The sequence below is a fragment of the Streptomyces sp. NPDC021562 genome, from assembly GCF_040640875.1.
In the GTDB taxonomy this organism is placed as follows: Bacteria; Actinomycetota; Actinomycetes; order Streptomycetales; family Streptomycetaceae; genus Streptomyces.
On record NZ_JBFACN010000020.1, the window covers coordinates 43,218 to 66,995 of the forward strand.

Here is a 23,778-nt window from a genome sequence, read left to right on the forward strand (position 1 = left end):
TTTCCTTTGCGGGGGCGGGAGTTACAGGTAGTGCCGCTGGGCGCGCTTGTGGTCCAGGTAGGCGGCGTGGGCGGCCCGGGTGGAGTCGAGGGCGGAGGTCTGGCCGACCGGGACGTCCCACCAGGCGTGGCCGGGCGGGTTGGGCCCGTACAGGTCGGTCTCCACGTGCACGACGGTGGTGCGGGTGGCGGCCGTCGCCTTCTCCATCGCGGAGCGGAACTCCTCGACGGAGCCGGCGCTCAGGACGTCCGCGCCCAGGGAGGCGGCGTTCGCGGCGAGGTCGACGGGGAGGACGTCACCGTCGAGCCGGCCGGAACCGGCGTCGCGGTAGCGGTACCGGGTGCCGAAGCGCTGTGAGCCGAGCGACTCGGAGAGGGCGCCGATGGACGCGAAGCCGTGGTTCTGGACGAGGACGACGATGACCTTCAGTCCCTCCGAGACCATGGTGACGATCTCCTGGGCCATCATCAGGTACGAGCCGTCACCGACCAGGACGACGACCTCCCGCGAGGGGTCGGCCATCTTGGCGCCGACGCCCGCCGCGACCTCGTATCCCATGCAGGAGTACGCGTACTCGACGTGGTAGGCCTTCGGGTCCCGGGCGCGCCACAGCTGCTGCAGGTCGCCCGGCATGGAGCCGGCCGCGTTGATGACCACCGCGCGGTCGTCCAGGACGTCGTTCAGCGCGCCGAGGATCTCGGTCTGCGCGGGCAGCGGGCCGTGCCCGACGTGGAAGCAGGCGTCCTCGATCTCCCGGGTACGGGCGACGAGTTCACGGGTACGGCGCCGGTACTCCGGGGCGACCTCCCAGCCGTCCAGGGCGCCGGCCAGCGCCTGGATGCCGAGGCGGGCGTCCGCCACCAGCGGCTCGGCGGAGTGCTTGACGGCGTCCAGGCGGGCCACGTTGAGGTTGACGAACGCGACCTCCGGGTTGCCGAACACGGTGTGGCTGGCCGTGGTGAAGTCCGAGTACCGGGTGCCGATGCCGAGCACGACGTCGGCCTCGCGAGCCAGCTCGTTCGCCGCGTACGAACCGGTGGAGCCGATGCCGCCGACCGCACAGGGGTGGTCCCAGGCCACCGCGCCCTTGCCCGCGTGGGTGTCGGCGACCGGGATGCCGGTGGCCTCGGCGAACGCCCGCAGCGCGGTCTCGGCACCGGAGTACACGGCACCGCCGCCGGCGACGATCAGCGGCTTGCGCGCGCCCCGCAGCAGCCGGACGGCGCGCTCGACCGCGGCGGGCTCCGGGACGGGGCGGCCCACGTGCCACACCCGGCGCCGGAAGAAGTCGGCCGGCCAGTCGTACGCCTCGGCCTGCACGTCCTGGGGCAGCGCGAGGGTGACGGCTCCGGTCTCGACGGGGTCGGTCAGCACGCGCATGGCCGCCAGCGCGGCCGGGATCAGCTGCTCGGGCCGGGAGACGCGGTCGAAGTACTTGGACACCGAGCGGAAGGCGTCGTTGACGGTGACGTCGCCGCCGCGGGTGTCCTCCAGCTGCTGCAGGACCGGGTCGGCGGCGCGGGTCGCGAACATGTCCGAGGGCAGCAGCAGGACCGGCAGGCGGTTCGTCGTCGCCAGCGCCGCGCCCGTGATCATGTTCGTCGAGCCGGGACCGGTCGAGGCCGTGCAGGCGAAGGTGGCCAGCCGGTCCCGCATCTTGGCGTAGGCGACGGAGGCGTGGACCATGCCCTGTTCGTTGCGGGCGAGGTAGTAGGGCAGGTCGGCCTCGCCGGTGGTGGCGGCCTGGAGCAGGGCCTGCCCGATGCCGGCCACGTTGCCGTGGCCGAAGATGCCCCACACCCCGGGGACCAGCCGCTGCTCCTGGCCGTCGCGCTCGCTGTACTGGGCGGCCAGGAAGCGGACCAGCGCCTGGGCGGTGGTCAGTCGTACGGTGTTCATCGGTCCTCTCCGAAGGGCAGCCGGTCGTCCACGTCCTGGGCGTCCCAGGTCCCGCGCACCCAGCCGTGGGCCGGGTCGTCGCAGATGAGCCAGGCGCGGTCCTGACCGGGACCCGCCATGACGTTGAGGTAGTAGAGGTCGTAGCCGGGGGCGGCGATCGAGGGGCCGTGCCAGCCGTGCGGGATCAGCACCGTGTCACCGGAGCGGATCTCGGCGAGCACGTCGATCGGCCGGTCCGGGGTGCCGTACACCCGCTGGTAGCCGAAGCCGCTCCCGCCGGAGACCTCGAAGTAGTAGATCTCCTCCAGCTGCGACTCGACCGGGGTGCCGTCCGCGTCCGTGCGCGCCTCGTCGTGCTTGTGCGGCGGGTACGAGGACCAGTTGCCGCCGGGTGTGAGCACCTCGCACACCAGCAGCTGCTCGGCGTCGAAGGTGCCGGGCAGGCAGTAGTTGTTGACCTGGCGTGAGCAGGCCCCGGCGCCGCGCAGTTCCACGGGGACGTCCTCCCTGCGCCCGTACCGGGCCGGGTGACCGCCCCGCTCGGTCCGGGCGGAGGGCAGCGCGAACCGGCCACCGGACGCGCTGCTGATCACGGCCTCCGCCTGCCGGGGCAGGTAGGCGAAGTCGGTGGCCGAGTCGAACACGCCCGTCCGCCCGGCGAGTTCGAAGGTGCCGTCGTCCGTGGTGACGGTGCAGGAGCCCGCCAGCGGCAGCACCAGGAACTCCGAGTCCCGGGTGGACAGGGCGTGCGACCGGCCCGGCCCGAGGGTCAGGATCCGCAGGCCGGAGTGTCCCCAGCCCGCCGACTCCGGCGTGACCAGGAGGTCGTAGGGGCCTTCGGCGGCGGTGCCGGCCGGCAGGTGGTACGCATCGGTGTCGCTCACAGCAGGCTCACCGCCTTGTCGACGGCGCCGGCCACGTCGCCGCCCGCCGGGTAGAGCAGGGAGCGGCCGACGACGAGGCCCTGCGCGGTCGGCTGCCGCAGCGCCCTCCCCCAGGAGGCGAACGCCGCCTCGGCGTCCCGCACTTCGCCGCCGAGCAGCAGTGCGGGCAGCGTGGAGGCGGCCAGGACGCGCTCCATGTCCTGGACCACGGGGAGCTTCAGCCAGGTGTAGGCGGTGCGCCGGCCCAGTCCCGAGGCGATGGTGACCGACGTGATCACGGCGTCGGTCGACAGGTCGTTGCGGATCCGCCCGTCCTGCCAGCTGGAGAGGAACGGCTCGACCATGGCGATGAGGTGCCGGTCGTTGAGCTCGTTGACCGCGCGGGCGGTGTTCTCCAGGGCCGACGGGGTGGCCGGGTCGTCCAGTGCGATACGGGTCAGGGTCTTGCCGCCGTCGAAGCCCATCGCGGCGATGGTCTCGGCGTCGTACCCGGTGAACCGGTCGTCGATCTCGAAGACGGAGCCGGCGAGCCCGGCACGGTTCATCGATCCGAAGACGGACTTGCCGTCGAGGACACCCAGCAGGAGCAGGTCCTCCAGGATGTCCGCGGTGCCGAGGACGCCGGTGACGCCCGGGCGTTCCAGGGCGACGCACAGCCGGTCGAGGAGTTCGAAGCGGTCGGCCATGGCGTGGGGGTCGGCACCCACCCCGTTCGCGCCGCGGGCCGGGTGGTCGGCGGCGATGATCATCGCCTTGCCGTGCTCGCCCAGCAGCGAGGTCGCCTTCACGCGGCGGGCGGCGGCCGTCGCGACCGCACCGGGGTCGTTGACCCGGGCGTGCACGATCCGGTTCAGGTTCTCAGGCAGCACGGGTCACCTCGTCGAGTTCGGCCTCGACCTCGGCCTCGGTCGGCATCGCGTCGGAGCAGGACAGCCGGCCGGCCACGAGGGCCCCGGCCGCGTTCGCGAAGGACACCGTGCGCCGGGTGTCCCAGCCGGACAGCAGCCCGTGGCAGAGCGCGCCGCCGAAGGCGTCACCGGCGCCCAGGCCGTTGACCACGTCGACCGGCACCGGCGGGATCTCGCTGGCCGTCCCGTCCCGGTCCACGGCCAGCACGCCCTTGGGGCCCTGCTTCACCACGGCCAGCTCCACACCGGCGGCCAGCAGCGCCCGCGCGGCGGCGTACGGTTCCCGCTCGCCGGTGGCGACCTCGCACTCGTCGATGTTGCCGACCGCGACGGTGGCGTGCCGGAGCGCCTGCCGGTAGTACGACCGCGCCTCGGCCGGGTCGGCCCAGAACATCGGCCGCCAGTCCAGGTCGAACACCGTCGTGCCCGCCTTGGCCCGGTGCTCCAGCGCCGCCAGCGTCGCCGCGCGGCTCGGCTCCTCGCTCAGCCCGGTCCCCGTCATCCAGAACACGGTGGCCTCGCGCACCGCCGAAAGATCCAGCTCGTCCGGCCGGATGTCCAGGTCGGGAGCCTTCGGCAGGCGGTAGAAGTAGAGCGGGAAGTCGTCCGGCGGGAAGATCTCGCAGAACGTCACCGGGGTCGGCGCGATGTCCGACACCCCGACGAAGCGGGCGTCCACGCCGTAGCCGCCGAGGGCCGTGCGGACGAAGTCGCCGAACGGGTCCCGGCCGGTCTTCGTGATGACCGCGGCGGAACGGCCGTAGCGGGCCGCCGCCACCGCCACGTTCGTCGGGCTGCCGCCCAGGTACTTGCCGAACGAGGTGACCTCCGCCAGCCCCACCCCGGTCTGGAGCGGATACACGTCCACCCCCACGCGGCCCATGGTCAGCACTTCGAACGGCATCACGCAGGTGTCCCTTCACTCCGGAGCTGGCCCCTGCACGATGACTCATGTGCGAATGTCATGTCAATAGGTCAGGGAGCCGGGCCGAGCCCGGGACGTCCCGGGCGTAGTACCGCGGTACGACCCCCAGGGCCCCGTTCAGCCCCCGGTACCACCGGATCGGGGTGATCGCGGACTTAGCGTGGCCAGGAGGCGTCGATGGCACGGGCGCCGAGTCCGAGGAAAGGAGCTCCGATGATCGACGCGCGGCAGCTGACCAAGAGGTACGGCGAGAAGACGGCCGTGGACGGCCTGGAGTTCGTCGTGAAGCCGGGTACCGTGACCGGCTTCCTGGGGCCCAACGGGGCGGGGAAGTCCACGACGATGCGGATGGTCGTCGGCCTGGACGCCCCGACCAGCGGCTCCGTCACGGTGAACGGCAGGCACTACGCGCAGCACCGGGCGCCTCTCCAGGAGGTCGGCGCCCTGCTGGAGGCCAAGTCGATCCACCCGGGCCGCTCGGCCCGCAACCACCTCAGGGCGTTGGCGCTGACCCACGGCATCCCGCGCCGCCGGGTCGACGAGGTCATCGAACTCGCCGGGCTGGGCAGCGTGGCCGCCAAGCGGGCCGGCGCCTTCTCCCTCGGCATGGGCCAGCGGCTCGGCATCGCGGCGGCCCTGCTGGGCGACCCGCAGACGGTGATGCTCGACGAGCCCGTCAACGGCCTGGACCCCGAAGGCGTCCTGTGGATCCGCAACCTGCTGACGTCGCTCGCCGAGGAGGGGCGTACGGTCTTCGTCTCGTCGCACCTGATGAGCGAGATGGCGCTGGTCGCGGACCACCTGATCGTCGTCGGCCGGGGACGCCTGCTGGCCGACACGACCGTGCGGGACCTGGTGCGCCGGGCCGGCGGCGACACCGTGCACGTGGCCACGCAGGATCCGGCGCGGCTGCGGGAGGCCCTGGCCGGTCCCGGCGTCGACGTCACCGGGCGCATCGGCTCCGAGGAGCTGGAGGTGACCGGGCTGAGCGCGCGGGAGATCGGTCTGAAGGCCGCCGAGCACGGCATCGCGCTGTTCGAACTGAGCACGCGCGAGGTCTCCCTGGAGCAGGCCTTCATGGACCTGACCAAGGACGCCGTGGAGTACCACGGCTCCACGACCGCCGGCGAGACCGCCGAGTCCCTCGGGAGGACGGCATGACCACCACGCTCACCGCCACCACCGACACTCCCCCCGCCGTGGCACGCCCCGCCTACCGGGTGACCGGCAGGCGCGTGCTGGCCTCGGAATGGGCCAAGCTCTGGTCGCTGCGGTCCACCTGGATCACCCTCGGGGTGGGCCTGCTGTTCCTCGTCGCGTTCGGGCTGATCGCGTCGAGCCGCTACAAGTCGGGGATCGGCTCCGCCCACATGGACCCGGACTTCGCCCGCTCGACCGCCGTGAGCCTGTCGTTGTTCGGTACGAACTTCGCGCAGCTCGCCCTCGGCGTCCTCGGCGTGCTGGTCACGGCGGGCGAGTACTCGACCGGCATGATCCGCTCCACGCTGGCCGCGGTGCCGCGCCGGCTGCCGGTGCTGTGGTCCAAGGCGGCCGTGTTCGGCCTGGTCGCGCTGGCCGTCGGCACGGTCGGCGTGTGTGTCGCCTTCTTCTTCGGCAGCCGGATCGTCTCCGGTACGCCCGCGGCCATGGGCTTCTCCCATGCCGGTGTCGTACGGAGCCTGCTGGGCGCCGGTCTCTACCTCGGCCTGGTCGCCGTGATCGGCACGGCTCTCGGCGCACTGCTGCGGTCGGTGGCCGGTGGCATCTCGGTGCTGGTCGCCACGCTGATGCTGGTCCCCGGCCTGGTCTCGCTGCTGCCCAGCTCCTGGCGGGACGACATCAGCCGCTACCTGCCCAGCAACGCGGGCGAGTCGATGTTCGCCCTGACCCACGACTCCACGAGCCTGTCGCCCGGGGCCGGTCTGCTGGTCTTCGTGGGTTGGACGGTGCTGGCGCTGGCCGGGGCGGCCTACCGGCTGCTGCGCACCGACGTATGACACCCGCATGATGGGCAGGTGACCCCCGTGACCTCCGTGACCTCCCAGGTCACCGCGCCCACCACCGCGACCGCCGACGACCTCGGCGGGATGGGGCCGCTGGTCGCCCGGTTCTCCCGGGCCGGCCAGCGGCTGCGGCATGCCGACCGGGCCCGTCCGTGGGTGCTGGACACCGCGGTGGTGACGCTGGTCTTCCTGCTGTTCTGCCTGCCGGACCTGCTGCGGGCCGGCGGCGGCCCCGACGGCGACGAGCCGCACCACCTGCGGCTGGCGTTCACCCAGCTGCCGGTCCCGGCGATGCTCGCCCTCCAGGCCGGGTTGGTGCTGCCCCTGTTGTGGCGCCGGCGCAGGCCCGCGGCGGCCTTCGGCACCGTGGCCGCCGTCTTCGTGCTCCAGTGGTCGCTGGACGTCCTGCTGCGTGCGGACGTCGCCCTGGTCGTGGCCCTGTACAGCCTCGTCCTGCACGGGCGGCTGCGGCGGCTGCCCTGGGCCTGCGGGGTCATGACGGGCGCGATGGCGCTGGTCGCGGCGCGGGTGTCGGCGGTGGTGCCGTTCTGGGACGCGCTGTTCTTCCTGCTGAGCACCGCGACGGCGGCGCTCGCGCTCGGCCTCGTGGTCCGCATCCGGCGGGCCCAGCTCGCGGCGCTGCGGGACCGGGCCACCCGCCTGGAGGTGGAGCGCGACCAGCGCAGCAGGCTCGCCGCCGCGGCCGAGCGCGCCCGGGTGGCCCGCGAGATGCACGACATCGTGGGCCACAACCTGGCCGTCATCATCACCCTCGCCGACGCCGGCGCCTACGCCACGGGCCACGCTCCGGACCGGGGCCGGGAGGCGCTGCGGCTGATCGGTGACACGGGGCGGCAGGCGCTCGGCGAGCTGCGCCGTGTGCTCGGGGTGCTGCGGGAGGCGTCGGACGGCGCGCGGGGCGAACCCGAGCTCAGTCCGCAGCCGGGCCTGGCCGACCTCGACGCGCTGTGCGAGGGGGTGCGCGCCGCGGGTCTGGAGGTCCTCTACCGGACCGCGGGCGACGTCGACGCCCTGGACAGCGGGGTGCAGCTGACGATCTACCGCATCGTCCAGGAAGCCCTCACGAACACCCTGAAGCACGCCGGGGCCGACACCCGCGTGAACCTCGCGATCGTCGTGGACGAGACGCGGCTGACCATCACGGTGCAGGACACCGGCCCTCCCGGGGCCGACCGCCGCACCGGCCCGGTGAACGAGGAAGGACACGGTCTGGTGGGCATGCGCGAACGGGCGGCCCTGTACGGCGGGAGCCTCACGGCGGGCCCCGCCGACGCGGGATGGACGGTCGAGGCCGTCCTCGACCTCACCCCCCAGGGCGGTGGCCGGTGACGACCGTACTGATCGTGGACGACCAGCCGCTCCAGCGTTACGCCTTCCACCTGCTCCTCGACTCGGTCGCCGAGACGGACGTCGTGGGCGAGGCCGCGCACGGTACGGAAGCGGTCCGCATGGCGGCCGAGCTCCGTCCCGACGTGGTGCTCATGGACGTCCGGATGCCCGGCATGGACGGCATCGAGGCGACCCGCCGGATCACCGCCGCGGGCGACCGCTCCCGGGTCCTCGTGCTGACCACCTTCGACCTCGACGAGTACGTGCACGCGGCCCTGCGCGCGGGGGCCAGCGGCTTCCTCCTGAAGGACGCGCGCCCCGAGGAGCTCATCGCCGGCATCCGGGCCGTCGCCACCGGGGACGCGGTGATCGCGCCCTCCCTCACCCGCCGCCTCCTGCACGAGTTCTCCCGCCTCGTGCCGCCCCCGGCGGCCGGTGCCGGTGAGAACCCGAGGCTGGATGCCCTGACCGAACGCGAACGCGAGATCCTCGTGGCCATCGGCAAGGGCTGGAACAACAGCGAGATCGCCGCCCGCTTCGTGGTGTCGGAGTCCACGGTGAAGACCCATGTCGGCCGGGTCCTGGCGAAGATCGGCGCCCGTGACCGCGTCCAGGCCGTGATCTTCGCCTACGACCACGGCCTGGCCCGCCCGCACGCGGAGTGAGCCGTCGCGGCGAGCCGCCGGCGCTCCGCAGGGGCCTACCGGGGCAGGCCGGGAACGCCGTGCTCGCGCAGTGGGCCCACCTGCCAGCCGCGGTCCCCGCAGGTGTCGAGGATGCGCGGCAGGGCGGCGAGGGTGGTGCGCCAGGAGCCGGTGGCGGAGGTGCAGTCGGAGTCGTGCAGCAGGACGGTGCCGCCGCCGCGCAGGTCGCGCAGGACGGTGTCCCGCACGGACCGGGGGGTGGCCCGGCCGCGCCAGTCCTCGCCCCAACAGGTCCACAGCACGGGGGTGAGGCCGAGGCGCCGGCAGGCCAGGTGGGCGGCGGTGCTCATCACGCCGTACGGCGGCCGGAAGAGCGTGGGCGGCTTCCCGGTGACGTCGGCCACGGCGTCCCGGGCGCGGGCGAGGTCGTCGTAGGTGGCGCGGGGGCCGCGCAGCAGCAGGGGGCGGTGGTGCCAGCCGTGGACGGCGATCTCGTGCCCGGCGGCGGCCATGTCCTTCGCCGGTCCGGGCGAGCGGGACAGCATCGAACCGAGCAGGAAGAAGGTGGCACGCACCCGGCGGGCTTCGAGGAGGGCGAGGAAGTGCGGGGTGGACAGGTGGTCCGGGCCGTCGTCGAAGGTGAGGGCGACGTGGTCGGGGCGGCCCTGCCCGGCCAGGCGGGGCATGACCCGGTTGCGCAGCGGGCCGAAGGTGGAGATCACGGGTGCGGCGTGCAGGGCGGCGAGGGCGGGCAGCGCGGCCGCCGAGGCGAGCGCGGTGCCGCGGGCGAGACGTGAGGGGGTCATCGTCCGGCTCCGTCCAGGTAGTGGGCCACGGCGGTGAAGCGGGCGGGGGTCTCGGTCAAGGCGTGGGCGAGCGGGGCGGCGACGCCCAGACAGACCGTGGCGGCCACGGCGACGGCCGTCAGGGCGCCGCGCCGGCGGCCGCGCGGCCGCTTCGGCGCGGGCCGGGCCGGCGGGCCGGACGGCCCGGGCCGGGGGCCGGACCCAGGGCCCCTGTGACGGCTCTCCGTGTCAGAAGGGGCGGCGTTCGGTGCGTGCGCGCCGGGCGTCGCGACGCCGCGGGGATCCCTCGGGAGGGCCCTGGCGGCGATGGCGGGTACCGGGCCGGGGGCGGAGCGGTGCAGGGCGAGCCCGGACGCGCGCTGGGTCCGGCCGCGCGGTCCCGCCAGGAGTTCGGCCAGCACGGGCCCGAGGTCGGCCGGGTCGCGGATCCAGGGCGCCAGGCCCGCCTCCTCCAGGGCGGCGGCGTTGGTCTCGCCGTGGCCGGGTATGCAGCGGTAGCTGAGCACCGGCAGCCCGGCGGCGAAGGCCTCCAGGGAGGTCAGTCCGCCGGCGTTCTGCACCAGTACGTCGCAGGCGTGCATCAGGCCGGGCATGTCGTCCACCCAGCCGAAGGCGTGCTCGACGCCGTCCCGGCGCAACTGTTCCGCGAGGCTCCGGTTGCGTCCGCAGACCACCACCGGGACCGCCACTCCGGTCCGCCGTATCTCGGCGGCGGTGCGGCGCACGGCGCCGACACCCCAGGAGCCGGCCACCAGCAGGGCCAGGGGCGTGTCCGCGGGCAGGGCGAACCGCAGCCGGGCGGCGGCCCGCCGGCCGGGGGCGGGCGGGGTGAAACGCGGGTCGGTGACCGGGCCCGCGACGGTGACGGCCGCCGCGCCCCGGGCGTGCGCCTGGGCGGCCGGTACCGGGTGGACGGCCAGGTGGGCGTCGATGCCGGGGGCCACCCACAGGGCGTGCACGGAGAAGTCGGTCAGGTAGGTGAGGGCCGGAACCGTCAGCAGGCCGCGCCGGCGCAGCGCGCCGAGGACCTGGCCGGCACCGGGGTAGGTGGACACGACGGCGCTGGTGCCCGGCGCGAGGGCCCGCAGGGTGCGCGGCTCGGCGGCGCGGAACAGCGCCCGCCACACGGCGCCGGGGCGGGCCGCCCGGTCGGTGGCCGCGTACAGGCGCTGGTAGCTCGCGGGAGCCCAGGTCAGCATGGAGTGGTAGGCGCCGCACAGCAGCCGGCCCGCACCGGCGGGCAGCAGGTCGAGGAAGTCGTACCGGTCCACCTGGAAGCCCTGCGCGGCCAGCCGTGCCGCCAGTCCGGCCGCGGCGCCGTCGTGCCCCGCGCCGACGCTCGCGGAGATGATCGCGATCCGGCCGCCGTCCGTCGCGCCCTGCGGCGTCGCGAGGGACTGCGGCGGTGCCGGCTCCGGCGCCGGATCGTCACAGTGGAGCACGGTCGATCAGCCTCCTGACGGAGTGAGGGCTGGGAACTGCGGGGCATGGACCGCGACCGCGGTGGCGCCGCGAGGTGAAGCTACTACATGATGTAGAACTTAGGGAACGCCCATCCGGGCCCCCAGCGGAGCGGGCCGCCTGACACCGGCCGCCCGACCCCTACAAGATGTAGTAGATTTACCGGGCGATCATCTCGGCATCACCGCGACCTCACCACGACGACACCGCGGCAACACCGAGATGTCACCGACAGACGGAAGGACGTCCCGCTATGACCGCGGCCGCCACCGCGCACCTGGCCCTCGACGGATCCGGCATCGACGGCTCGTGGTTCACCTCGGTCACCGACCTGGCCCGCGACACCAGGTGGCTCAACACCCCGATGGAGGTGTGGACCAACGTCGGTCTGGGAGTCTTCGCGGTCCTCATGGTCATGGGCTGGTGGCGGGCCCGGCGCCGGGACGCGCGGGCGATGACCCTCGCGCTGGCCGCGCCGGTCGCCGTACTGACCGCCTTCGCCGCCGCCGAGGTCGTGAAGAAGATCGTGGCCGAGGTACGGCCCTGCCGCTCGCTGCCCCACGCCTACTTCGTGGACAGCTGCCCGGCGCCGAGCGACTACGCCTTCCCCAGCGGACACGCCACGGTCGCCGCCGCGAGCGTGGCCGCGCTGTTCCTGCTGGACCGCAGGCTGGCCGCCGTCGCCGCCGGGTTCGCCGTCCTGGAGGGCTTCAGCCGGGTCTACGTCGGGGCGCACTACCCGCACGACGTCCTCGGCTCCGCCGTCCTCGCCCTCCCCGTCGCCTACCTCGTCAGCCTGGCCCTCGGCCGCTGGGCGGCCCCGCTGATCGGCTCCCTGAGCCAGGGAGCGCTGCGCCCGCTGCTGACGGCCGGCCCCGCCGTCGTGCCGGGGGCCGCCCCGCAGGCCGCTCCGGCGGTCGGCGACCCCCGCTGAACCGGGACCCCCGCAGGCCCCTTCAGCGGGCGAGGTAGGCGTACACCCGGCCGTCCAGGTGCACCCGTCGCCAGTCCCGGGCGTACCGCGGTGGTCGCCCGTCCTCGGTGGTGAGGAAGGCGACCGGCATCCGGCGCGCGGTCCGTACGAGGGCGGCCGGCGTGGTGTTCTCGTTGTTGCCGCCGGTGTCGGCGGATGCGCACCCGGCGTAGAAGGCGACCGGTATCGAGGGTGTCGCCGGTTCGTTCCCGGTGAGCACGCAGGGCGGGCGTACACCGTGGGCGTGCAGGGCCTCGGCCACCCGGGCCCAGCGCTGGTGGCCGGCGGTCGTACGGTCCACCAGGCGCTCCAGCACCACCGCCTGGACGGCCAGGTGCCCGGCGACGCCGACGGCCACCGCGGTGACGGCGAGCGTGCGCCAGTGGCCGCGCGGCGCCGACACCAGGAAGAGCAGCGCGCCGGCGACCGGCAGGGACAGCAGGGCGTAGGCGGGCAGCAGGAAGCGCGGGGCCGCGTAGCCGATCAGGAAGAGGTAGGGGAAGGCCCCTGTGGCCGCGCAGGCGCAGAGCAGAGCGGTGGGGGCGGCGCGGCCCGCCCGGACGGCCACCACCAGGCCGAGCACGGCCAGGACCGGCAGCACGAACCACCACAGGGTCACGGCCGCGTGGGGCACCGCCCCGGTGCACGGGCGGCACAGCGTACGGCCGCTCAGGCTGCGGAGCTGGTCGACGACGGCGTTGTGCCAGCCGAGGCCGCCCTGGACGTCGGAGCCCGCGGAGAGCCGCCGGGCGAGGCCGCCGTAGCTGACGTACGCCTCGATCACCCATTCCGCGGCGCCCGCCGCCAGCCCGCCGAGGAGCGCGAGGAGCGCCCGGCCGTGCCGCCACCGGGGTAGCGCCACCAGCGCCGCCAGCAGCGGCAGGCACACCCAGACGGCGTCCGTCGGGCGCATCAGCGCCATCAGGGCGGCGCTCGCGGCGAGCCCGAGGAGCGGTCCCGGGCGGCTCCGGTCCGCCTGCGCCCGCAGGAAGCACCCCACCGCGGCGAGCGCGGCGAGCGCGACCCAGAGGTTGGGCATGGCCTGCGGGCCGTAGAACAGCGTCACCCAGAGCGAGGCGAACAGCCCGCCGCCCAGCGTCAGCACGCGGACCGGCAGCAGGCCGCGCCAGGCGCGCAGCGCCAGGAACAGACCGAGGCCGGCCAGTACCGCGAGGTACACCCGCAGCAGGGGTGTCGACGACGACCAGCCGGCGACCGGCGCCACCAGCAGGGATATCCCCCGGGATCGGGGAGCGCTGAAGAACGCGGCCGGGGCGTGTCCGCTGACCTGGCTGACGTAGACGGACTCGTCCCAGCCGAGCCCCATCCCCGGTCGTACGAGAACGAGCTGGGCGACGGTGTACCCGGCGGCCACCGCGGCGAGCCAGGTCCCGTCCCGCCGGTACCACGGCACGGCGTCGGACGGCCGGACGGCGTGGGAGGCCGCCGCGTACGAGGTCCCTGGCATCGACCCACCTTCACCGACTACGGGGCGTAGATCCACGGTCACCCTACCGGGCGGCGCACCGACGGCGCTCGGCCGGCGGGCGCTCGTCCGCACGGCGTCACAGGTGCCGCTGGGCGCGCGCCAGGTGGTCGCGGTCCACGCAGCAGCCGTCCAGGCCGTGGTCGTCGTCGTGCGCGTGACCGGCCGGCGCGGCGGTGGCGGCGGCGCCCGCGGGGGCGTGCGCCGAGCACAGTGCCCACTGGGCGCTGTCCAGCATCCGGTCGCTGTCGGAGGCGGCGTTGGCCAGGCTCCCGCAGCAGACCGCCAGCAGCAGCCCGCCCGCGAGCAGGGGCAGGCTCCGGCGGGCGGGCGGCGGGGCCATGAGGGCCCGGACCCGCTGGGGCACCGCCCCGCCGGTCAGGGCCAGCGCGACGGGACGGGCCGCGCCCGCCGACGCCAGGGCCGCGCGGCCCACCGCGTGGGCGACCACCTCGCGGCTCCCGACCCGCTCGGCGGCCTCCTCGTCGGCCCAGCGCTCCAGCACGAAGTCGCCCGCCACGGCCACCGGCCTCAGCAGGGGGGTGAGGGCGGCCGTGAGCCGCCACACGCTCTGGAAGACGTGGTGACGGCCGCGCAGATGCGCCCGCTCGTGGGCGAGCAGGGCCTCACGGTGGTCGTCGTCGAGACAGCGGAGCATGCCCCGGGAGACCACGATCCGTCCCGGCGAGCCGGGCAGCGCGAAGGCCAGGGGGACGTCGTCGTCGAGCACGGCCAGTTCGGTCGCACCGGGCAGCAGGGCGCACTCGCGCCGGGACCGGACCAGCCGCCGGCCCTGCCGGACGGCGGCGACGCCCAGGGCGACGCCGCCCGCCGCGAGCACCAGCGTGCTGAGGGCCGCCACGACCAGGTAGACGGGGTCCTCGGCGCGCAGCGCGGCCACGGACCAGCGGCCCTCCGCGGCGATCTGGGGAATCTGCGCCACGCCGGTGAACGCCAGCAGGGCGAGCGAACCCGCCCAGCCGACCGCCGTCACCACTGCGGCACAGGCCAGCGCCCAGGCCGCCGGGCGCGGGGGCAGCCGCCGTGCCACGGGAGGGGCGAGCACCGCGAGCGCGGCGGTGACGAGGAGCGGGACGTAGACGTTGACCAGCACCGGCTCACCGCTTCCCGCGCGGGCTCTTGCTCTCGGCGGGCGCCTCTGAGGGCCCGGACAGCAGCTGGTGCAGCAGATGCTCGTCGTGCTCGGACAGTTCCGAGACGAAACGGGCCAGCACCGCCTCGCGGTCGGAGCCGCCTGCGAGCAGCGAGTGCATGCGCTGGGCGGTGTGGGACGCCTCGTCGCGGGCCGGTTCGTAGGCGTAACCGCGGCCCTCGCGGTGCCGGACGAGCATGCCCTTGTCGTACAGCCGGGACAGGATGGTCAGGACGGTCGTGTAGGCGAGGTCGCCCGGCAGCCGGTCCTGGACCTGGCGCGCGGTCTGCGGACCGTCGGCCGCCCAGAGCGCGGCGAGCACATCGCTCTCCAGTTCGCCCCGCGCCCGCCTGCCGGACGCCTCTCGGGCATCCTCGTCTCCTCGGCCCGTCACCCCGCCGCCCGCCTTCCCTCGCCGTTGTTGCGGACAGGCTACCGGGCACCTCCTACTTGTCGTAGGACGAGCCCTCGCGGGAGCTCCTCGGGCGGCCCGGTGGTCAGGAGGGCGAGGCGGCGGGCAGCCGGGCGGTCGTGATCGTCATCGGGGTTCCGGTGACGGCGATGAGGTAGGTCCGGCGGTGCAGGACGCGGAAACCGCCCGGCGGGGTGACGACGTACTCGGCGGTGGCGTGCGGGCCGAGGGTGGCGGGGCCCGCGGTGACCTTCCACCAGTCGGAGGCGCCCTGACCGGTGCGGCTGGCGAAGTGCGGGGAGAGCCGACCGCCCGTCCTGTTGACGGCGCGGACCTCGACGGCGGTGACGCCCACGCGCGCGTGCCGGGTGGCGAGACGCGCGGTGAGGGTCATCCGCAGGGGCGGGGGGCTCGCGGCGGCGACCGTCACGCACAGCAGGGCCGGTGTGAGCAGCGCCGCGGCCAGGGCGGCCCGGGCGCGGCGGCCGGTGACCCGCGGCAGGGCGGGCTGCCAGGCGGTGGTGAACGCGGCGGGCGGGGCCGTGGCGGCGGCCGCCAGCCACAGCGGGGTCATCAGCAGGTAGTAGCCGTCCTGGGAGCGGGTGGCCAGGTAGAACGCGGTCCACGGCAGGACGGTGAGGGCGGGGCCGAGCCGGCGGACGAACAGCACGGTGGCGGCGAGCAGGCCGAGCAGGAGCAGCGTGCTGCCGTAGGAGTAGTAGTCCAGGCGGCTGCTGCCGGCGGTGAAGTAGTAGGAGATGCCCATCACGCCCTGGCCGTGCAGGATCGCCTTCTGCCGGAGCGGCAGCAGGATGCCGTGCAGCCAGCCGGAGAAGTCCTGGACGGCGAAGTAGGCGTTGACGGTGGCCCAGGCGAGGGCGGCGGTGCCCGCGTAGCGGAGGGTGACCGCCAGCGCCCCGCGGCGGCCGAGTTCGCCGCGCCGGACGGCGTAGAGGCCGATCAGCAGGAACGGCGCCAGGAACCAGGCGAGCTGCTGCGCGGCGCACGCGGCGCCCAGGCAGACCGCCCGCAGCAGGCCGCGGGTGCCGAGCCGGCCGCCCGTGCCGGTGTCCGGCCAGCGGACCACCACGGGCACCAGCAGGGCGAGGGCCGTGACCGCCGGATAGCCGTAGTAGGCGTACTGGGGCAGCAGGCCGAAGCCCAGGCAGACGGCGGTGGCCGCGGACCGCCACACGGCCGGGAGCAGGAACCACAGCAGGACCGAGGAGGCGAGCAGCAGGGCGGTGGTGACCAGGGTGGCGGCCGCCGTCGAGTGGACGACGGCGTGCACGGGGGCGGCGAGCAGGGCGGTGAGCGGCGGATAGCCGTAGGTGTAGTCGGCGCCGCCGGACATGGTCTTGGTGATCCCGACTTGCGGGGTGCCGAAGAGCCACGGCCAGGGCTGCCCGTAGACGGGGTGGCCGCGCAGGATCTCGCTCGCCGCCTGGGCGGTCAGCACGCCTTCGTCGCTGCCCGCGTGGTCGAGCAGGTAGCCGCAGGTCACCAGGGCGACGGCGGTGGCGAGGACGACGGCGTCCACCCGGATCAGCGAGCGCCGCTCGCGCACCGTCAGGCACAGGACGCCGCAGACGAGGATCGAGGCGTAGCAGACGGAGATGACCGCGGCGACGGGCGGCGCGGACGTCATCGCGGTGGTCCAGGCCGCCCGCGTCCCGATGAACAGGCTGATCGTCGCCAGCAGCGTCATCCCGCGGTGCAGCTGCCGGGGCCCGGCAGGGGTGCCGCCGGGAGCCGGGGGTGGCGTCGCCCGGTCCGTCACCCTCCGCAACCGTGTCCTGGTGCCGGCGCCGGCACCGTAGGCGTCGGCCATGACGCCCACCTCCCTCGCCTCGTTTCGGCCAAACGGCAACTACATCATGTAGAGGTAGGCATACGGTGAGAGCGCGACAGGAATGCATCCGGTCGGCGTCTAGAGTGGCGTGTCGCGTCTACACACCTGTAGTCCTGCCGGCGTTTCCGTGCCGATGTCCACCCGAACGGCCCCGTCCCGGCCGAGGTACGAAGACGAAGATCCGACGGAGGAAGATGCGTCACAAGATCCTGGTCGTGGAGGACGACCACGCGTTGCGGGACGTGCTGCGCCGCGGCCTGGCCGACGAGGGGTTCGAGCCCGTGCCCGCCCCCGACGGCGCCACCGCCCTGCGGCTCGCCGCCGACGGCATCGGCGCGGTCGTCCTGGACGTCGGACTGCCGGACGCCGACGGGCGGGACGTCTGCCAGGCGCTGCGCGGCAACGGCTTCGGCGCCCCGGTCATCTTCCTGACGGCCCGCCACCACCTGACCGACCGGCTGTCCGGGTTCTCCGCCGGGGGTGACGACTACCTGCCCAAGCCGTTCCACCTCGCCGAACTGGTGGCCCGGCTGCGGGTCGCGCTCCGCCGCTCCGGGCCGCCCGCCGTGGCGGCGACCGGCGACCTGGTCCTGGACGCGACCCGGCACAGCGCCCGGATCGGCGGCGTGGAGACCGGGCTCTCCCCGACGGAGTTCCGCCTGCTGGCCGCTCTGGTGGCGGCGGACGGCGGCACCGTGAGCCGCCGGGACCTGGTCGGGGCCGCCTGGCCGGACGGCGCCCACGTCAGCGACAACACCCTGGACCAGTACCTGAGCCGGCTGCGCCGCAAGCTGCGCGAGGCCGGCAGTCACCTGGTCCTGCGCACGGCCCGCGGGGTCGGCCACCGGCTGTCATGACGCGCCTCCCGCGCCGCCCGGCCCCGCGCACCCTGCGCGGCCGGCTCTCGCTCGTGGCCCTCACCACCGCCGCACTGCTGATGGCCGTGCTGACCGCGGTCTTCAACGTCGTGGTGGAACGGCACCTGCGGCACCAGGCGGACGACGAACTGCACACCCGGGCGGCCGCCGTCGCCACCACCGTCGACACCGGCGGCCGCCGGGTGCGGGTGCTGGAGACCGCGGGCGACGGCCTCCTCGACGCCAACGCGTGGATCTACTCCGGAGCACGGCTGCTGGAGAAACCGCCGGCGGCCCCGGCCGACGGTGCGCTGACCCGGGCCGCCGACCGGCTCGCCGCGGACGGCCGCGCACGGTGCACGACGGTCGGGGCCGAGGGCTCCCGGCACGTCCGCATGTGCTCCTGGCCCCTGTCCGGCCACGCCGGTGCGGCCGTGATCGTCACGGCCCTGGACCTCGCCCCGTACCGCAACTCGGCCAGGACCCTGCTGCTGGGTTCCCTGGTCCTGGACGCCGTCATGCTCGCCTGCACCTACGCGCTGACCCGGCTCGCCGTCGGACGGGCGCTGCGTCCGGTGCGCACCATGACCGACCAGGCCACCGAGTGGAGCGCCGTGGGCTCCGACGAGCGATTCGGCGGCACCGGCCAGCCGGCCGAACTCGCCCGGCTGGGCGCCTCCCTGGACGGCCTGCTGGACCGTATCCGGACCGTGCTGCGGCACGAGCGGCAGCTGACCGGGGAACTGTCCCACGAGCTGCGCACCCCCCTCACCCGGATCGTCGTCGAACTCGACTGGTGGCGGGCCCGGCCGCGCACCGACGCCGAGACCCGCGCCACCCACGAGGTGATCGCGGAGGCCGCCCGGTCCATGCGCGCCATCTGCGACACGCTGCTGAGCGAGGCCCGCGCCGGGGCGCCGGACACCGCCACCGCCCCCGGTGCCACCGCGGTCCTGCCGGTCCTGTCCCGGCTGGCCGAAGGCCTCGGGTCCCGGACCGGGGTCGAGGTCGTCGTCGAGGCGGCCGATCCGGAGCTGGCGGCGGGGGTCGCGCCCGCGCTCCTCGAACGCATCGTCAGTCCGCTGCTGGCCAACGCGGGCCGCTACGCCGGATCCACGGTGACCGTGGGCGCGCGGCGGACGCCCGGCGGAGTGCGGATCAGCGTCGCCGACGACGGGCCGGGCGTGCCGGCGGAGTTCACCGCTGACCTCTTCCGGCCGGGCCGCCGCGCCGATCCCCACGACGGGCACGACGGCGCGGGCCTCGGGCTGCCGCTGGCGCGGCGGCTGGCCCGCGCCGCCGGCGGCGAGGTGTCCCACGACCCCGGGCACGGTCCGGGCGCACGCTTCCTCGCCGACCTGCCCGCCGGCTGAGCGCACGCGGCGCGGCCGTGCCCCTGCCGGTACGGCGCCGGTTCACCCGGTCGGGTCGTGATCGGGCGCGGGGCGTATGCCGGGCGCGGTGCCGGGGGACCATCCTCGCGGTCCACGACGATCGGTTCGCGGCGGCAAGGTGAAGGAAACAGCGATGGCCCAGGGCACAGTGAAGTGGTTCAACGCGGAGAAGGGGTACGGGTTCATCACTCCGCAGGACGGCAGCGCCGACCTGTTCGTGCACTACTCGGAGGTCCAGGGCACCGGCTTCCGGACCCTGGAGGAAGGGCAGCACGTGGAGTACGAACTCGGCCAGGGCACCAAGGGCCCGCAGGCCGTGGGGGTCCGGACGGTCGGCTGAACCGCCGCGGCTTCGCCCGCACCCCACCGCCCGGCTGCTGTCGGGGACGTGTCGGGGGCTTTCCGCGTGTCGGAGGGTCCGTCGGGGGCACTGGAGGACGGTGGGGGTGCTCGGGCAGTCGCAGGCGGGGCGGAGGGACGGGAGCCGGATGGGTCCGCGGGGTGCAGCGCGGGAGGAGGGCGTGCAGCCGGCGCCCGACGTGCGCCGGCTGGTGCCGCGCACCGATGTCCTGCTGCGGGAGCCGCGGCTCGCCGAGGCCGCCCGGCTGCTCGGTGCGCCCGTGGTCAAGGCCGCCGTCCGGGAGGCGCAGCAGCGGGCCCGGGCCGGACGGGTGGCGCCCGAGGACGTGGCGGGTGAGGCGCTCGCGCTGCTCCCGGAGACGGCGTGCGGGCTGCGCCCGGTGATCAACGCGACCGGCGTGGTCCTGCACACCAACCTGGGCCGGGCCCCGCTGTCGGACGCGGCCCGGCGCGCGGTGGCCGGGGCCGCCGGGCCGACCGACGTGGAGCTGGACCTCAAGACCGGGGTACGGGCCCGGCGCGGGCGCACGGCGTTGCGGGCGCTGGCCGACCGGGTGCCGGCGGCGGGGGCCGTGCACGTCGTCAACAACGGCGCGGCCGCGCTGGTGCTGGCCGCGACCGCGCTCGCCGCCGGCAGGGAGATCGTCGTCAGCCGCGGCGAGATGGTGGAGATCGGCGACGGGTTCCGGCTGCCCGACCTGCTGCTGTCCACGGGCGCCCGGCTGCGCGAGGTGGGCACCACCAACCGCACCACCGCCGACGACTACGCCGCCGTGATCGGCCCCGACACCGGGTTCGTGCTGAAGGTGCATCCGTCCAACTTCCGCATCACCGGCTTCACCCGGGCGGCCGAGGTGCCCGAACTCACCGGGCTGGGCGTCCCGGTCGTCGTCGACATCGGCTCCGGGCTGCTCGCGCCGCACCCGCTGCTGCCGGACGAGCCGGACGCCGCGACCCAGCTGCGGGCCGGCGCCGCCCTGGTCACGGCGAGCGGCGACAAGCTGCTCGGCGGCCCGCAGTGCGGGCTCCTGCTCGGCGAGGAGGGCCTGGTCCGCGCCCTCGCCCGGCATCCGCTCGCCCGTGCCCTGCGCGTGGACAAGCTGACCCTGGCCGCCCTGGAGGCCACCCTCACCGGACCGCCCACGCCGACCGCCGCCGCGCTGACCGCCGACCCCACCGCCCTGCGCGAGCGCGCCGACCGGCTCGCCGCCTCGCTCGCCGCCGACGGCGTCGACGCACGGTCCGTCGGCAGTTCCGCCACGGTCGGCGGGGGCGGGGCGCCCGGGGTGACGCTGCCCAGTGCCGCGCTGTCGTTGCCCGAGCCGTTCGCCGCGGTGCTGCGGGCCGGGCGGGTCCCGGTGGTCGGGCGGCTGGAGGCGGGGCGCTGTCTGCTCGATCTGCGGGCGGTGCCGCCCGAGGACGACGCCCGGCTGGCCGACGCGGTCCGTGCCGCGGCGCGCGGGTAGGAGGCGGACGTCATCATGCGGGTGCTGGCCACCGCGGGCCACGTCGACCACGGCAAGTCCGCCCTGGTACGGGCGTTGACGGGGATGGAACCGGACCGGTTCGAGGAGGAGCGGCGCCGCGGGCTCACCCTGGACCTGGGGTTCGTGTGGACCCGGCTCGGCGCGGACGGCGAGGAACTGGCCTTCGTGGACGTGCCCGGCCACGAGAGGTTCGTGGCGACGATGCTGGCCGGCGTCGGCCCGGTGCCCGCGGTGCTGTTCGTGGTCGCCGCCGACCAGGGCTGGCAGCCGCAGTCCGGGGAGCACCTGGCGATCCTCGACGCCCTCGGGGTACGGCACGCGGTCCTCGCCGTCAGCCGCAGCGACCTGGCGGACCCGGCACCGGTGCTGGCCGATGCCCGCGAACGGCTGGCGGCCACCTCGCTGGGCACGCCCCCCGCCGTCGCGGTCAGCGCGACGACCGGCGCCGGGCTCGACGAACTCCGTGCCGAACTGGGGAAGTTGGCGGCCCGCCTGCCGGTGCCGTCCGCCGCCGCGGACGTCCGGCTCTGGCTGGACCGGGCGTTCACGGTGCGCGGGCACGGCACGGTGGTCACCGGCACGCTCGGGGCCGGCACGCTGCGGGTCGGGGACCGGCTGGTGACCGGGGACGGCAGGACCGTGCTGCGGGTCCGCGGGCTCCAGGCCCTGCACGAGGACCGCTCCGCCGTCAGCGGGGTCGCGCGCGTGGCCGTCAACGTGCACGGCCCCGGCGTCGGCGCACTGCGGCGCGGCGAGGTGCTGCTGGCGCCGGGGCGCTGGCTGGGTACCCGGCTCGTGGACGTCCGGGTCACCGGGGAGGCCGTCGTCGACCTGCCCCGGAGCGTGACCCTGCACATCGGCACCGCCGCCGTCCCGGTGACCGTCCGCCCGCTGGGCGAGGACACCGCCCGGCTCGCCCTGGGCCGGGAGCTGCCGTTGCGCGTGGGCGACCGGGCGGTGCTGCGCGAACCGGGTGGCCGGCGCGTGCCCTGTGCCGCGACCGTGCTGGACGTCCGCCCGCCGCCGTTGGCCCGGCGGGGCGCGGGGCGGGCGCGGGCCGCGGAACTGGCCGGTATGAGCGGCTCCGCGGACGGGGCGGCCGAACTGCGCAGGCGCGGGCTGATCCGGCGCCCGGAACTGCTCGCGATGGGCGTCCCGGCGCCGGTCGCGCCCGTGGCCGGGGACTGGCTCGTCGACGCGGACCACTGGGCGCGGCTGGGCCGGAGCCTGGCCGAAGGGGTGGGCCGGCACGCAGCGGAGCATCCGCTGGATCCCGGGCTGCCCACCGAGGCCGCCCGCCGGCTGCTGGGCCTGCCCGACCGGGCCCTGGTCGACGCGCTCGCCGCCGCGGATCCGGGGCTGACGGTCCGCCAGGGCCGGCTGTACGGCGCCGAGGAGCGCCGTCCGCCGCTGCCGCCCCCGGTACGGAAGGCGGTGGACGCCGTACGCGCGGACCTCGAACGGGCCCCGTTCCGCGCCCCGGACGCCGGGCGGCTCGCCGAACTCGGGCTCGACCGCCGGGCGGTGGCCGCGGCGGAGGCGGCCGGGGCGCTGCTGCGGATCGCCGACGGGATCGTGCTGCTGCCGGGAGCCGACGGGCGGGCGGCCACCGTACTCGCGGGACTCCCCCAGCCGTTCACGCTGAGCGAGGCCCGGCAGGCCCTGGACACCACCCGGCGGGTGGCCGTGCCGCTGCTGGAGTGCCTGGACGCCCGCGGGTACACGGAGCGCGTGGACGACACGCGCCGACGCTGCCGACAGCAGGCGGGGGACGGAGGCGGACGGGAATCGAACCCGCCTGCCCGAGATCCTCGGGCACCTCGGTTTTGAAGACCGGGAGGGCCACCAGGCACCCACACGCCTCCACCGACCGCCACGCTAGTTCCCCAGGAGAGCGGAATGACACCAGCGACCCGCCCGGCGTCCGTACGGCTCACGCAGTTCGCCCACGGCGGCGGCTGCGCCTGCAAGATCCCGCCCGGTGAGCTGGAGGAGGTCGTCGGCGGGCTGACCGCGCCCTCCCTCGACGGCACCGCCGGCCCGCTGCTCGTCGGCCTCGCCACCGGCGACGACGCGGCCGTGGTCACCGTGCCCGGAGCGCAGGGGACGGCTGTGGTGTGCACCGCCGACTTCTTCACGCCGGTCGTCGACGACCCCTACGACTGGGGGCGGATCGCCGCCGCGAACGCGCTGTCGGACGTGTACGCGATGGGCGGCCGGCCGCTGGTCGCGGTCAACCTGCTCGGCTGGCCCCGGGACCGGCTGCCGTTCGAGCTGGCCCGGGAGGTGCTGCGCGGCGGCCTCGACGTGGCGACCGAGGCGGGCTGCCATGTCGGCGGCGGGCACAGCGTGGACGACCCCGAGCCCAAGTACGGCATGGCGGTCACCGGGGTCGCGGACCCGGCGCGGCTGCTGCGCAACGACACCGGGCGGCCGGGACTGCCGCTGTCGCTGACGAAACCGCTCGGCGTGGGGGTGCTGAACAACCGGCACAAGGCGACCGGCGAGCGGTTCGAGCAGGCGGTCGCGACGATGACGGCCCTGAACCGGGACGCCTCCGCCGCCGCGCTGGCCGCCGGGGCGAGCTGCGCCACCGACGTCACGGGTTTCGGGCTCCTGGGCCACCTGCACAAGCTGGCCCGCGCCTCAGGGGTGACCGCCGTGCTGGACACCGCCGCGGTGCCCTGTCTGGAGGGTGCCCGGGAGGCGGTCCGCGACGGGTACGTCAGCGGCGGCACCCGGCGCAACCTGGAGTGGGTGGCGCCGTACACCGACTTCGGGGACACCGACCCCGACACCCGGCTGCTGCTGGCCGACGCCCAGACCTCCGGCGGGCTGCTGGTGGCCGGGGAGGTGCCGGGGGCGCCGGTGATCGGGGAACTGGTGCCGCGCGGGGACCACTCGCTCGTCCTCAGGTGATCCCG

Annotated in this window: 20 protein-coding genes, 1 tRNA gene and 1 pseudogene; 11 read left to right on the forward strand and 11 right to left on the reverse strand. The window is 75.3% G+C overall.

Translation table 11 applies throughout. The features are described from left to right. Nucleotides 1-21 precede the first annotated feature (21 nt). Genes iolD through iolC form a run of 4 tightly spaced genes read right to left on the reverse strand, consistent with a single transcriptional unit; the run spans nt 22 to nt 4,595 of the window. The gene (gene iolD, locus AB0G52_RS28340) at nt 22-1,899 is read right to left on the reverse strand and encodes a 3D-(3,5/4)-trihydroxycyclohexane-1,2-dione acylhydrolase (decyclizing) (protein WP_361339910.1); all 1,878 of its coding nucleotides are present in this window, start codon (nt 1,897-1,899) and stop codon (nt 22-24) included. Then, entirely contained in the window at nt 1,896-2,783 is an 888-nt protein-coding gene (iolB, locus tag AB0G52_RS28345; RefSeq protein WP_132889957.1) for a 5-deoxy-glucuronate isomerase, read from the reverse strand. The genes iolD and iolB overlap by 4 nt, the downstream gene beginning before the upstream one ends. Then, nucleotides 2,780-3,652 (reverse strand): aldolase, encoded by an 873-nt coding sequence (locus tag AB0G52_RS28350; protein WP_132889958.1) that lies wholly within the window; start codon nt 3,650-3,652, stop codon nt 2,780-2,782. Before AB0G52_RS28350 ends, iolB begins: the two co-directional genes overlap by 4 nt. After that, on the reverse strand, nt 3,642-4,595 hold the full coding sequence (gene iolC, locus AB0G52_RS28355; protein ID WP_132890165.1) for a 5-dehydro-2-deoxygluconokinase: 954 nt from the start codon (nt 4,593-4,595) through the stop codon (nt 3,642-3,644). The genes AB0G52_RS28350 and iolC overlap by 11 nt, the downstream gene beginning before the upstream one ends. A 234-nt stretch (nt 4,596-4,829) precedes the next feature. Between iolC and AB0G52_RS28360 the strand changes: the two genes are divergently transcribed. From AB0G52_RS28360 to AB0G52_RS28375, 4 genes are all read left to right on the forward strand, one after another. Beyond that, nucleotides 4,830-5,777, forward strand: a complete 948-nt coding sequence (locus tag AB0G52_RS28360; protein ID WP_132889959.1) for an ATP-binding cassette domain-containing protein — start codon at nt 4,830-4,832, stop codon at nt 5,775-5,777. Next, nucleotides 5,774-6,613 (forward strand): ABC transporter permease subunit, encoded by an 840-nt coding sequence (locus tag AB0G52_RS28365; RefSeq protein WP_132889960.1) that lies wholly within the window; start codon nt 5,774-5,776, stop codon nt 6,611-6,613. The genes AB0G52_RS28360 and AB0G52_RS28365 overlap by 4 nt, the downstream gene beginning before the upstream one ends. Before the next feature lie 90 nt (nt 6,614-6,703). Then, nucleotides 6,704-7,969 carry a histidine kinase gene (locus tag AB0G52_RS28370; protein ID WP_132890166.1) on the forward strand — a complete coding sequence of 422 codons (1,266 nt, stop codon included), beginning with the start codon at nt 6,704-6,706 and terminating at the stop codon, nt 7,967-7,969. Continuing rightward, nucleotides 7,966-8,634, forward strand: a complete 669-nt coding sequence (locus AB0G52_RS28375; RefSeq protein WP_132889961.1) for a response regulator transcription factor — start codon at nt 7,966-7,968, stop codon at nt 8,632-8,634. The genes AB0G52_RS28370 and AB0G52_RS28375 overlap by 4 nt, the downstream gene beginning before the upstream one ends. A gap of 35 nt (nt 8,635-8,669) precedes the next feature. Here AB0G52_RS28375 and AB0G52_RS28380 read toward each other — a convergent pair whose 3' ends face one another. Both AB0G52_RS28380 and AB0G52_RS28385 read right to left on the reverse strand, forming a co-directional pair. Then, nucleotides 8,670-9,419 carry a polysaccharide deacetylase family protein gene (locus AB0G52_RS28380; RefSeq protein WP_132889962.1) on the reverse strand — a complete coding sequence of 250 codons (750 nt, stop codon included), beginning with the start codon at nt 9,417-9,419 and terminating at the stop codon, nt 8,670-8,672. Beyond that, on the reverse strand, nt 9,416-10,861 hold the full coding sequence (locus AB0G52_RS28385) for a glycosyltransferase (protein WP_132889963.1): 1,446 nt from the start codon (nt 10,859-10,861) through the stop codon (nt 9,416-9,418). Before AB0G52_RS28385 ends, AB0G52_RS28380 begins: the two co-directional genes overlap by 4 nt. 272 nt (nt 10,862-11,133) lie before the next feature. Here AB0G52_RS28385 and AB0G52_RS28390 point away from each other — a divergent pair, with 272 nt between their 5' ends. Beyond that, on the forward strand, nt 11,134-11,814 hold the full coding sequence (locus AB0G52_RS28390; RefSeq protein WP_132889964.1) for a phosphatase PAP2 family protein: 681 nt from the start codon (nt 11,134-11,136) through the stop codon (nt 11,812-11,814). 22 nt (nt 11,815-11,836) lie between these two features. On the opposite strand, the gene AB0G52_RS28395 is transcribed toward AB0G52_RS28390, so the two are convergent. The 4 genes from AB0G52_RS28395 to AB0G52_RS28410 all read right to left on the reverse strand — a co-directional run bounded on the left by AB0G52_RS28395 (nt 11,837) and on the right by AB0G52_RS28410 (nt 16,612). Next, nucleotides 11,837-13,180 (reverse strand): hypothetical protein, encoded by a 1,344-nt coding sequence (locus AB0G52_RS28395; protein WP_361340090.1) that lies wholly within the window; start codon nt 13,178-13,180, stop codon nt 11,837-11,839. Nucleotides 13,181-13,418: 238 nt separating this feature from the next. Further along, entirely contained in the window at nt 13,419-14,453 is a 1,035-nt protein-coding gene (locus tag AB0G52_RS28400; RefSeq protein WP_361339919.1) for a M56 family metallopeptidase, read from the reverse strand. A 4-nt stretch (nt 14,454-14,457) separates the two neighbouring features. After that, nucleotides 14,458-14,886 (reverse strand): BlaI/MecI/CopY family transcriptional regulator, encoded by a 429-nt coding sequence (locus tag AB0G52_RS28405; protein ID WP_132889966.1) that lies wholly within the window; start codon nt 14,884-14,886, stop codon nt 14,458-14,460. A 103-nt stretch (nt 14,887-14,989) separates the two neighbouring features. Then, a complete protein-coding gene (locus AB0G52_RS28410) occupies nt 14,990-16,612 on the reverse strand; it encodes a hypothetical protein (protein WP_361340093.1) in 1,623 nt (540 codons plus the stop codon). Between the two features lie 338 nt (nt 16,613-16,950). Between AB0G52_RS28410 and AB0G52_RS28415 the strand changes: the two genes are divergently transcribed. The 5 genes and pseudogenes from AB0G52_RS28415 to AB0G52_RS28435 all read left to right on the forward strand — a co-directional run. Then, nucleotides 16,951-17,613 carry a response regulator transcription factor gene (locus AB0G52_RS28415; RefSeq protein WP_132889967.1) on the forward strand — a complete coding sequence of 221 codons (663 nt, stop codon included), beginning with the start codon at nt 16,951-16,953 and terminating at the stop codon, nt 17,611-17,613. Beyond that, nucleotides 17,610-18,986: an ATP-binding protein gene (locus AB0G52_RS28420; protein WP_361339923.1), complete on the forward strand. Its 1,377-nt coding sequence runs from the start codon at nt 17,610-17,612 to the stop codon at nt 18,984-18,986. The genes AB0G52_RS28415 and AB0G52_RS28420 overlap by 4 nt, the downstream gene beginning before the upstream one ends. Nucleotides 18,987-19,140: 154 nt before the next feature. Then, nucleotides 19,141-19,347, forward strand: coding sequence for a cold-shock protein (locus tag AB0G52_RS28425; protein WP_132889969.1), 207 nt, complete (start codon nt 19,141-19,143; stop codon nt 19,345-19,347). 148 nt (nt 19,348-19,495) lie between these two features. Further along, nucleotides 19,496-20,833 carry an L-seryl-tRNA(Sec) selenium transferase gene (gene selA, locus AB0G52_RS28430; protein ID WP_361339927.1) on the forward strand — a complete coding sequence of 446 codons (1,338 nt, stop codon included), beginning with the start codon at nt 19,496-19,498 and terminating at the stop codon, nt 20,831-20,833. A gap of 15 nt (nt 20,834-20,848) precedes the next feature. Next, nucleotides 20,849-22,591, forward strand: a pseudogene (locus tag AB0G52_RS28435) (SelB C-terminal domain-containing protein); the annotation flags it as partial. Between the two features lie 35 nt (nt 22,592-22,626). Here the strand turns inward: AB0G52_RS28435 and AB0G52_RS28440 are convergent. Further along, nucleotides 22,627-22,719 (reverse strand) — tRNA-Sec (locus AB0G52_RS28440). 34 nt (nt 22,720-22,753) lie between these two features. Here AB0G52_RS28440 and selD point away from each other — a divergent pair. Next, nucleotides 22,754-23,773, forward strand: coding sequence for a selenide, water dikinase SelD (gene selD / locus AB0G52_RS28445; protein WP_361339930.1), 1,020 nt, complete (start codon nt 22,754-22,756; stop codon nt 23,771-23,773). The last annotated feature ends 5 nt before the right edge of the window (nt 23,774-23,778 follow it).

What these genes read in the sequence shown, in the direction of transcription:
- iolD (WP_361339910.1), bottom strand. Translation starts at nt 1,899, where the DNA reads ATGAACACCGTACGACTGACCACCGCCCAGGCGCTGGTCCGCTTCCTG.
- iolC (WP_132890165.1), bottom strand. Translation starts at nt 4,595, where the DNA reads ATGCCGTTCGAAGTGCTGACCATGGGCCGCGTGGGGGTGGACGTGTAT.
- AB0G52_RS28360 (WP_132889959.1), top strand. Translation starts at nt 4,830, where the DNA reads ATGATCGACGCGCGGCAGCTGACCAAGAGGTACGGCGAGAAGACGGCC.
- AB0G52_RS28365 (WP_132889960.1), top strand. Translation starts at nt 5,774, where the DNA reads ATGACCACCACGCTCACCGCCACCACCGACACTCCCCCCGCCGTGGCA.
- AB0G52_RS28370 (WP_132890166.1), top strand. Translation starts at nt 6,704, where the DNA reads ATGGGGCCGCTGGTCGCCCGGTTCTCCCGGGCCGGCCAGCGGCTGCGG.
- AB0G52_RS28380 (WP_132889962.1), bottom strand. Translation starts at nt 9,419, where the DNA reads ATGACCCCCTCACGTCTCGCCCGCGGCACCGCGCTCGCCTCGGCGGCC.
- AB0G52_RS28390 (WP_132889964.1), top strand. Translation starts at nt 11,134, where the DNA reads ATGACCGCGGCCGCCACCGCGCACCTGGCCCTCGACGGATCCGGCATC.
- AB0G52_RS28395 (WP_361340090.1), bottom strand. Translation starts at nt 13,180, where the DNA reads ATGGGGCTCGGCTGGGACGAGTCCGTCTACGTCAGCCAGGTCAGCGGA.
- AB0G52_RS28410 (WP_361340093.1), bottom strand. Translation starts at nt 16,612, where the DNA reads ATGACGCTGCTGGCGACGATCAGCCTGTTCATCGGGACGCGGGCGGCC.
- AB0G52_RS28415 (WP_132889967.1), top strand. Translation starts at nt 16,951, where the DNA reads ATGCGTCACAAGATCCTGGTCGTGGAGGACGACCACGCGTTGCGGGAC.
- AB0G52_RS28420 (WP_361339923.1), top strand. Translation starts at nt 17,610, where the DNA reads ATGACGCGCCTCCCGCGCCGCCCGGCCCCGCGCACCCTGCGCGGCCGG.
- AB0G52_RS28425 (WP_132889969.1), top strand. Translation starts at nt 19,141, where the DNA reads ATGGCCCAGGGCACAGTGAAGTGGTTCAACGCGGAGAAGGGGTACGGG.
- selA (WP_361339927.1), top strand. Translation starts at nt 19,496, where the DNA reads ATGGGTCCGCGGGGTGCAGCGCGGGAGGAGGGCGTGCAGCCGGCGCCC.
- selD (WP_361339930.1), top strand. Translation starts at nt 22,754, where the DNA reads ATGACACCAGCGACCCGCCCGGCGTCCGTACGGCTCACGCAGTTCGCC.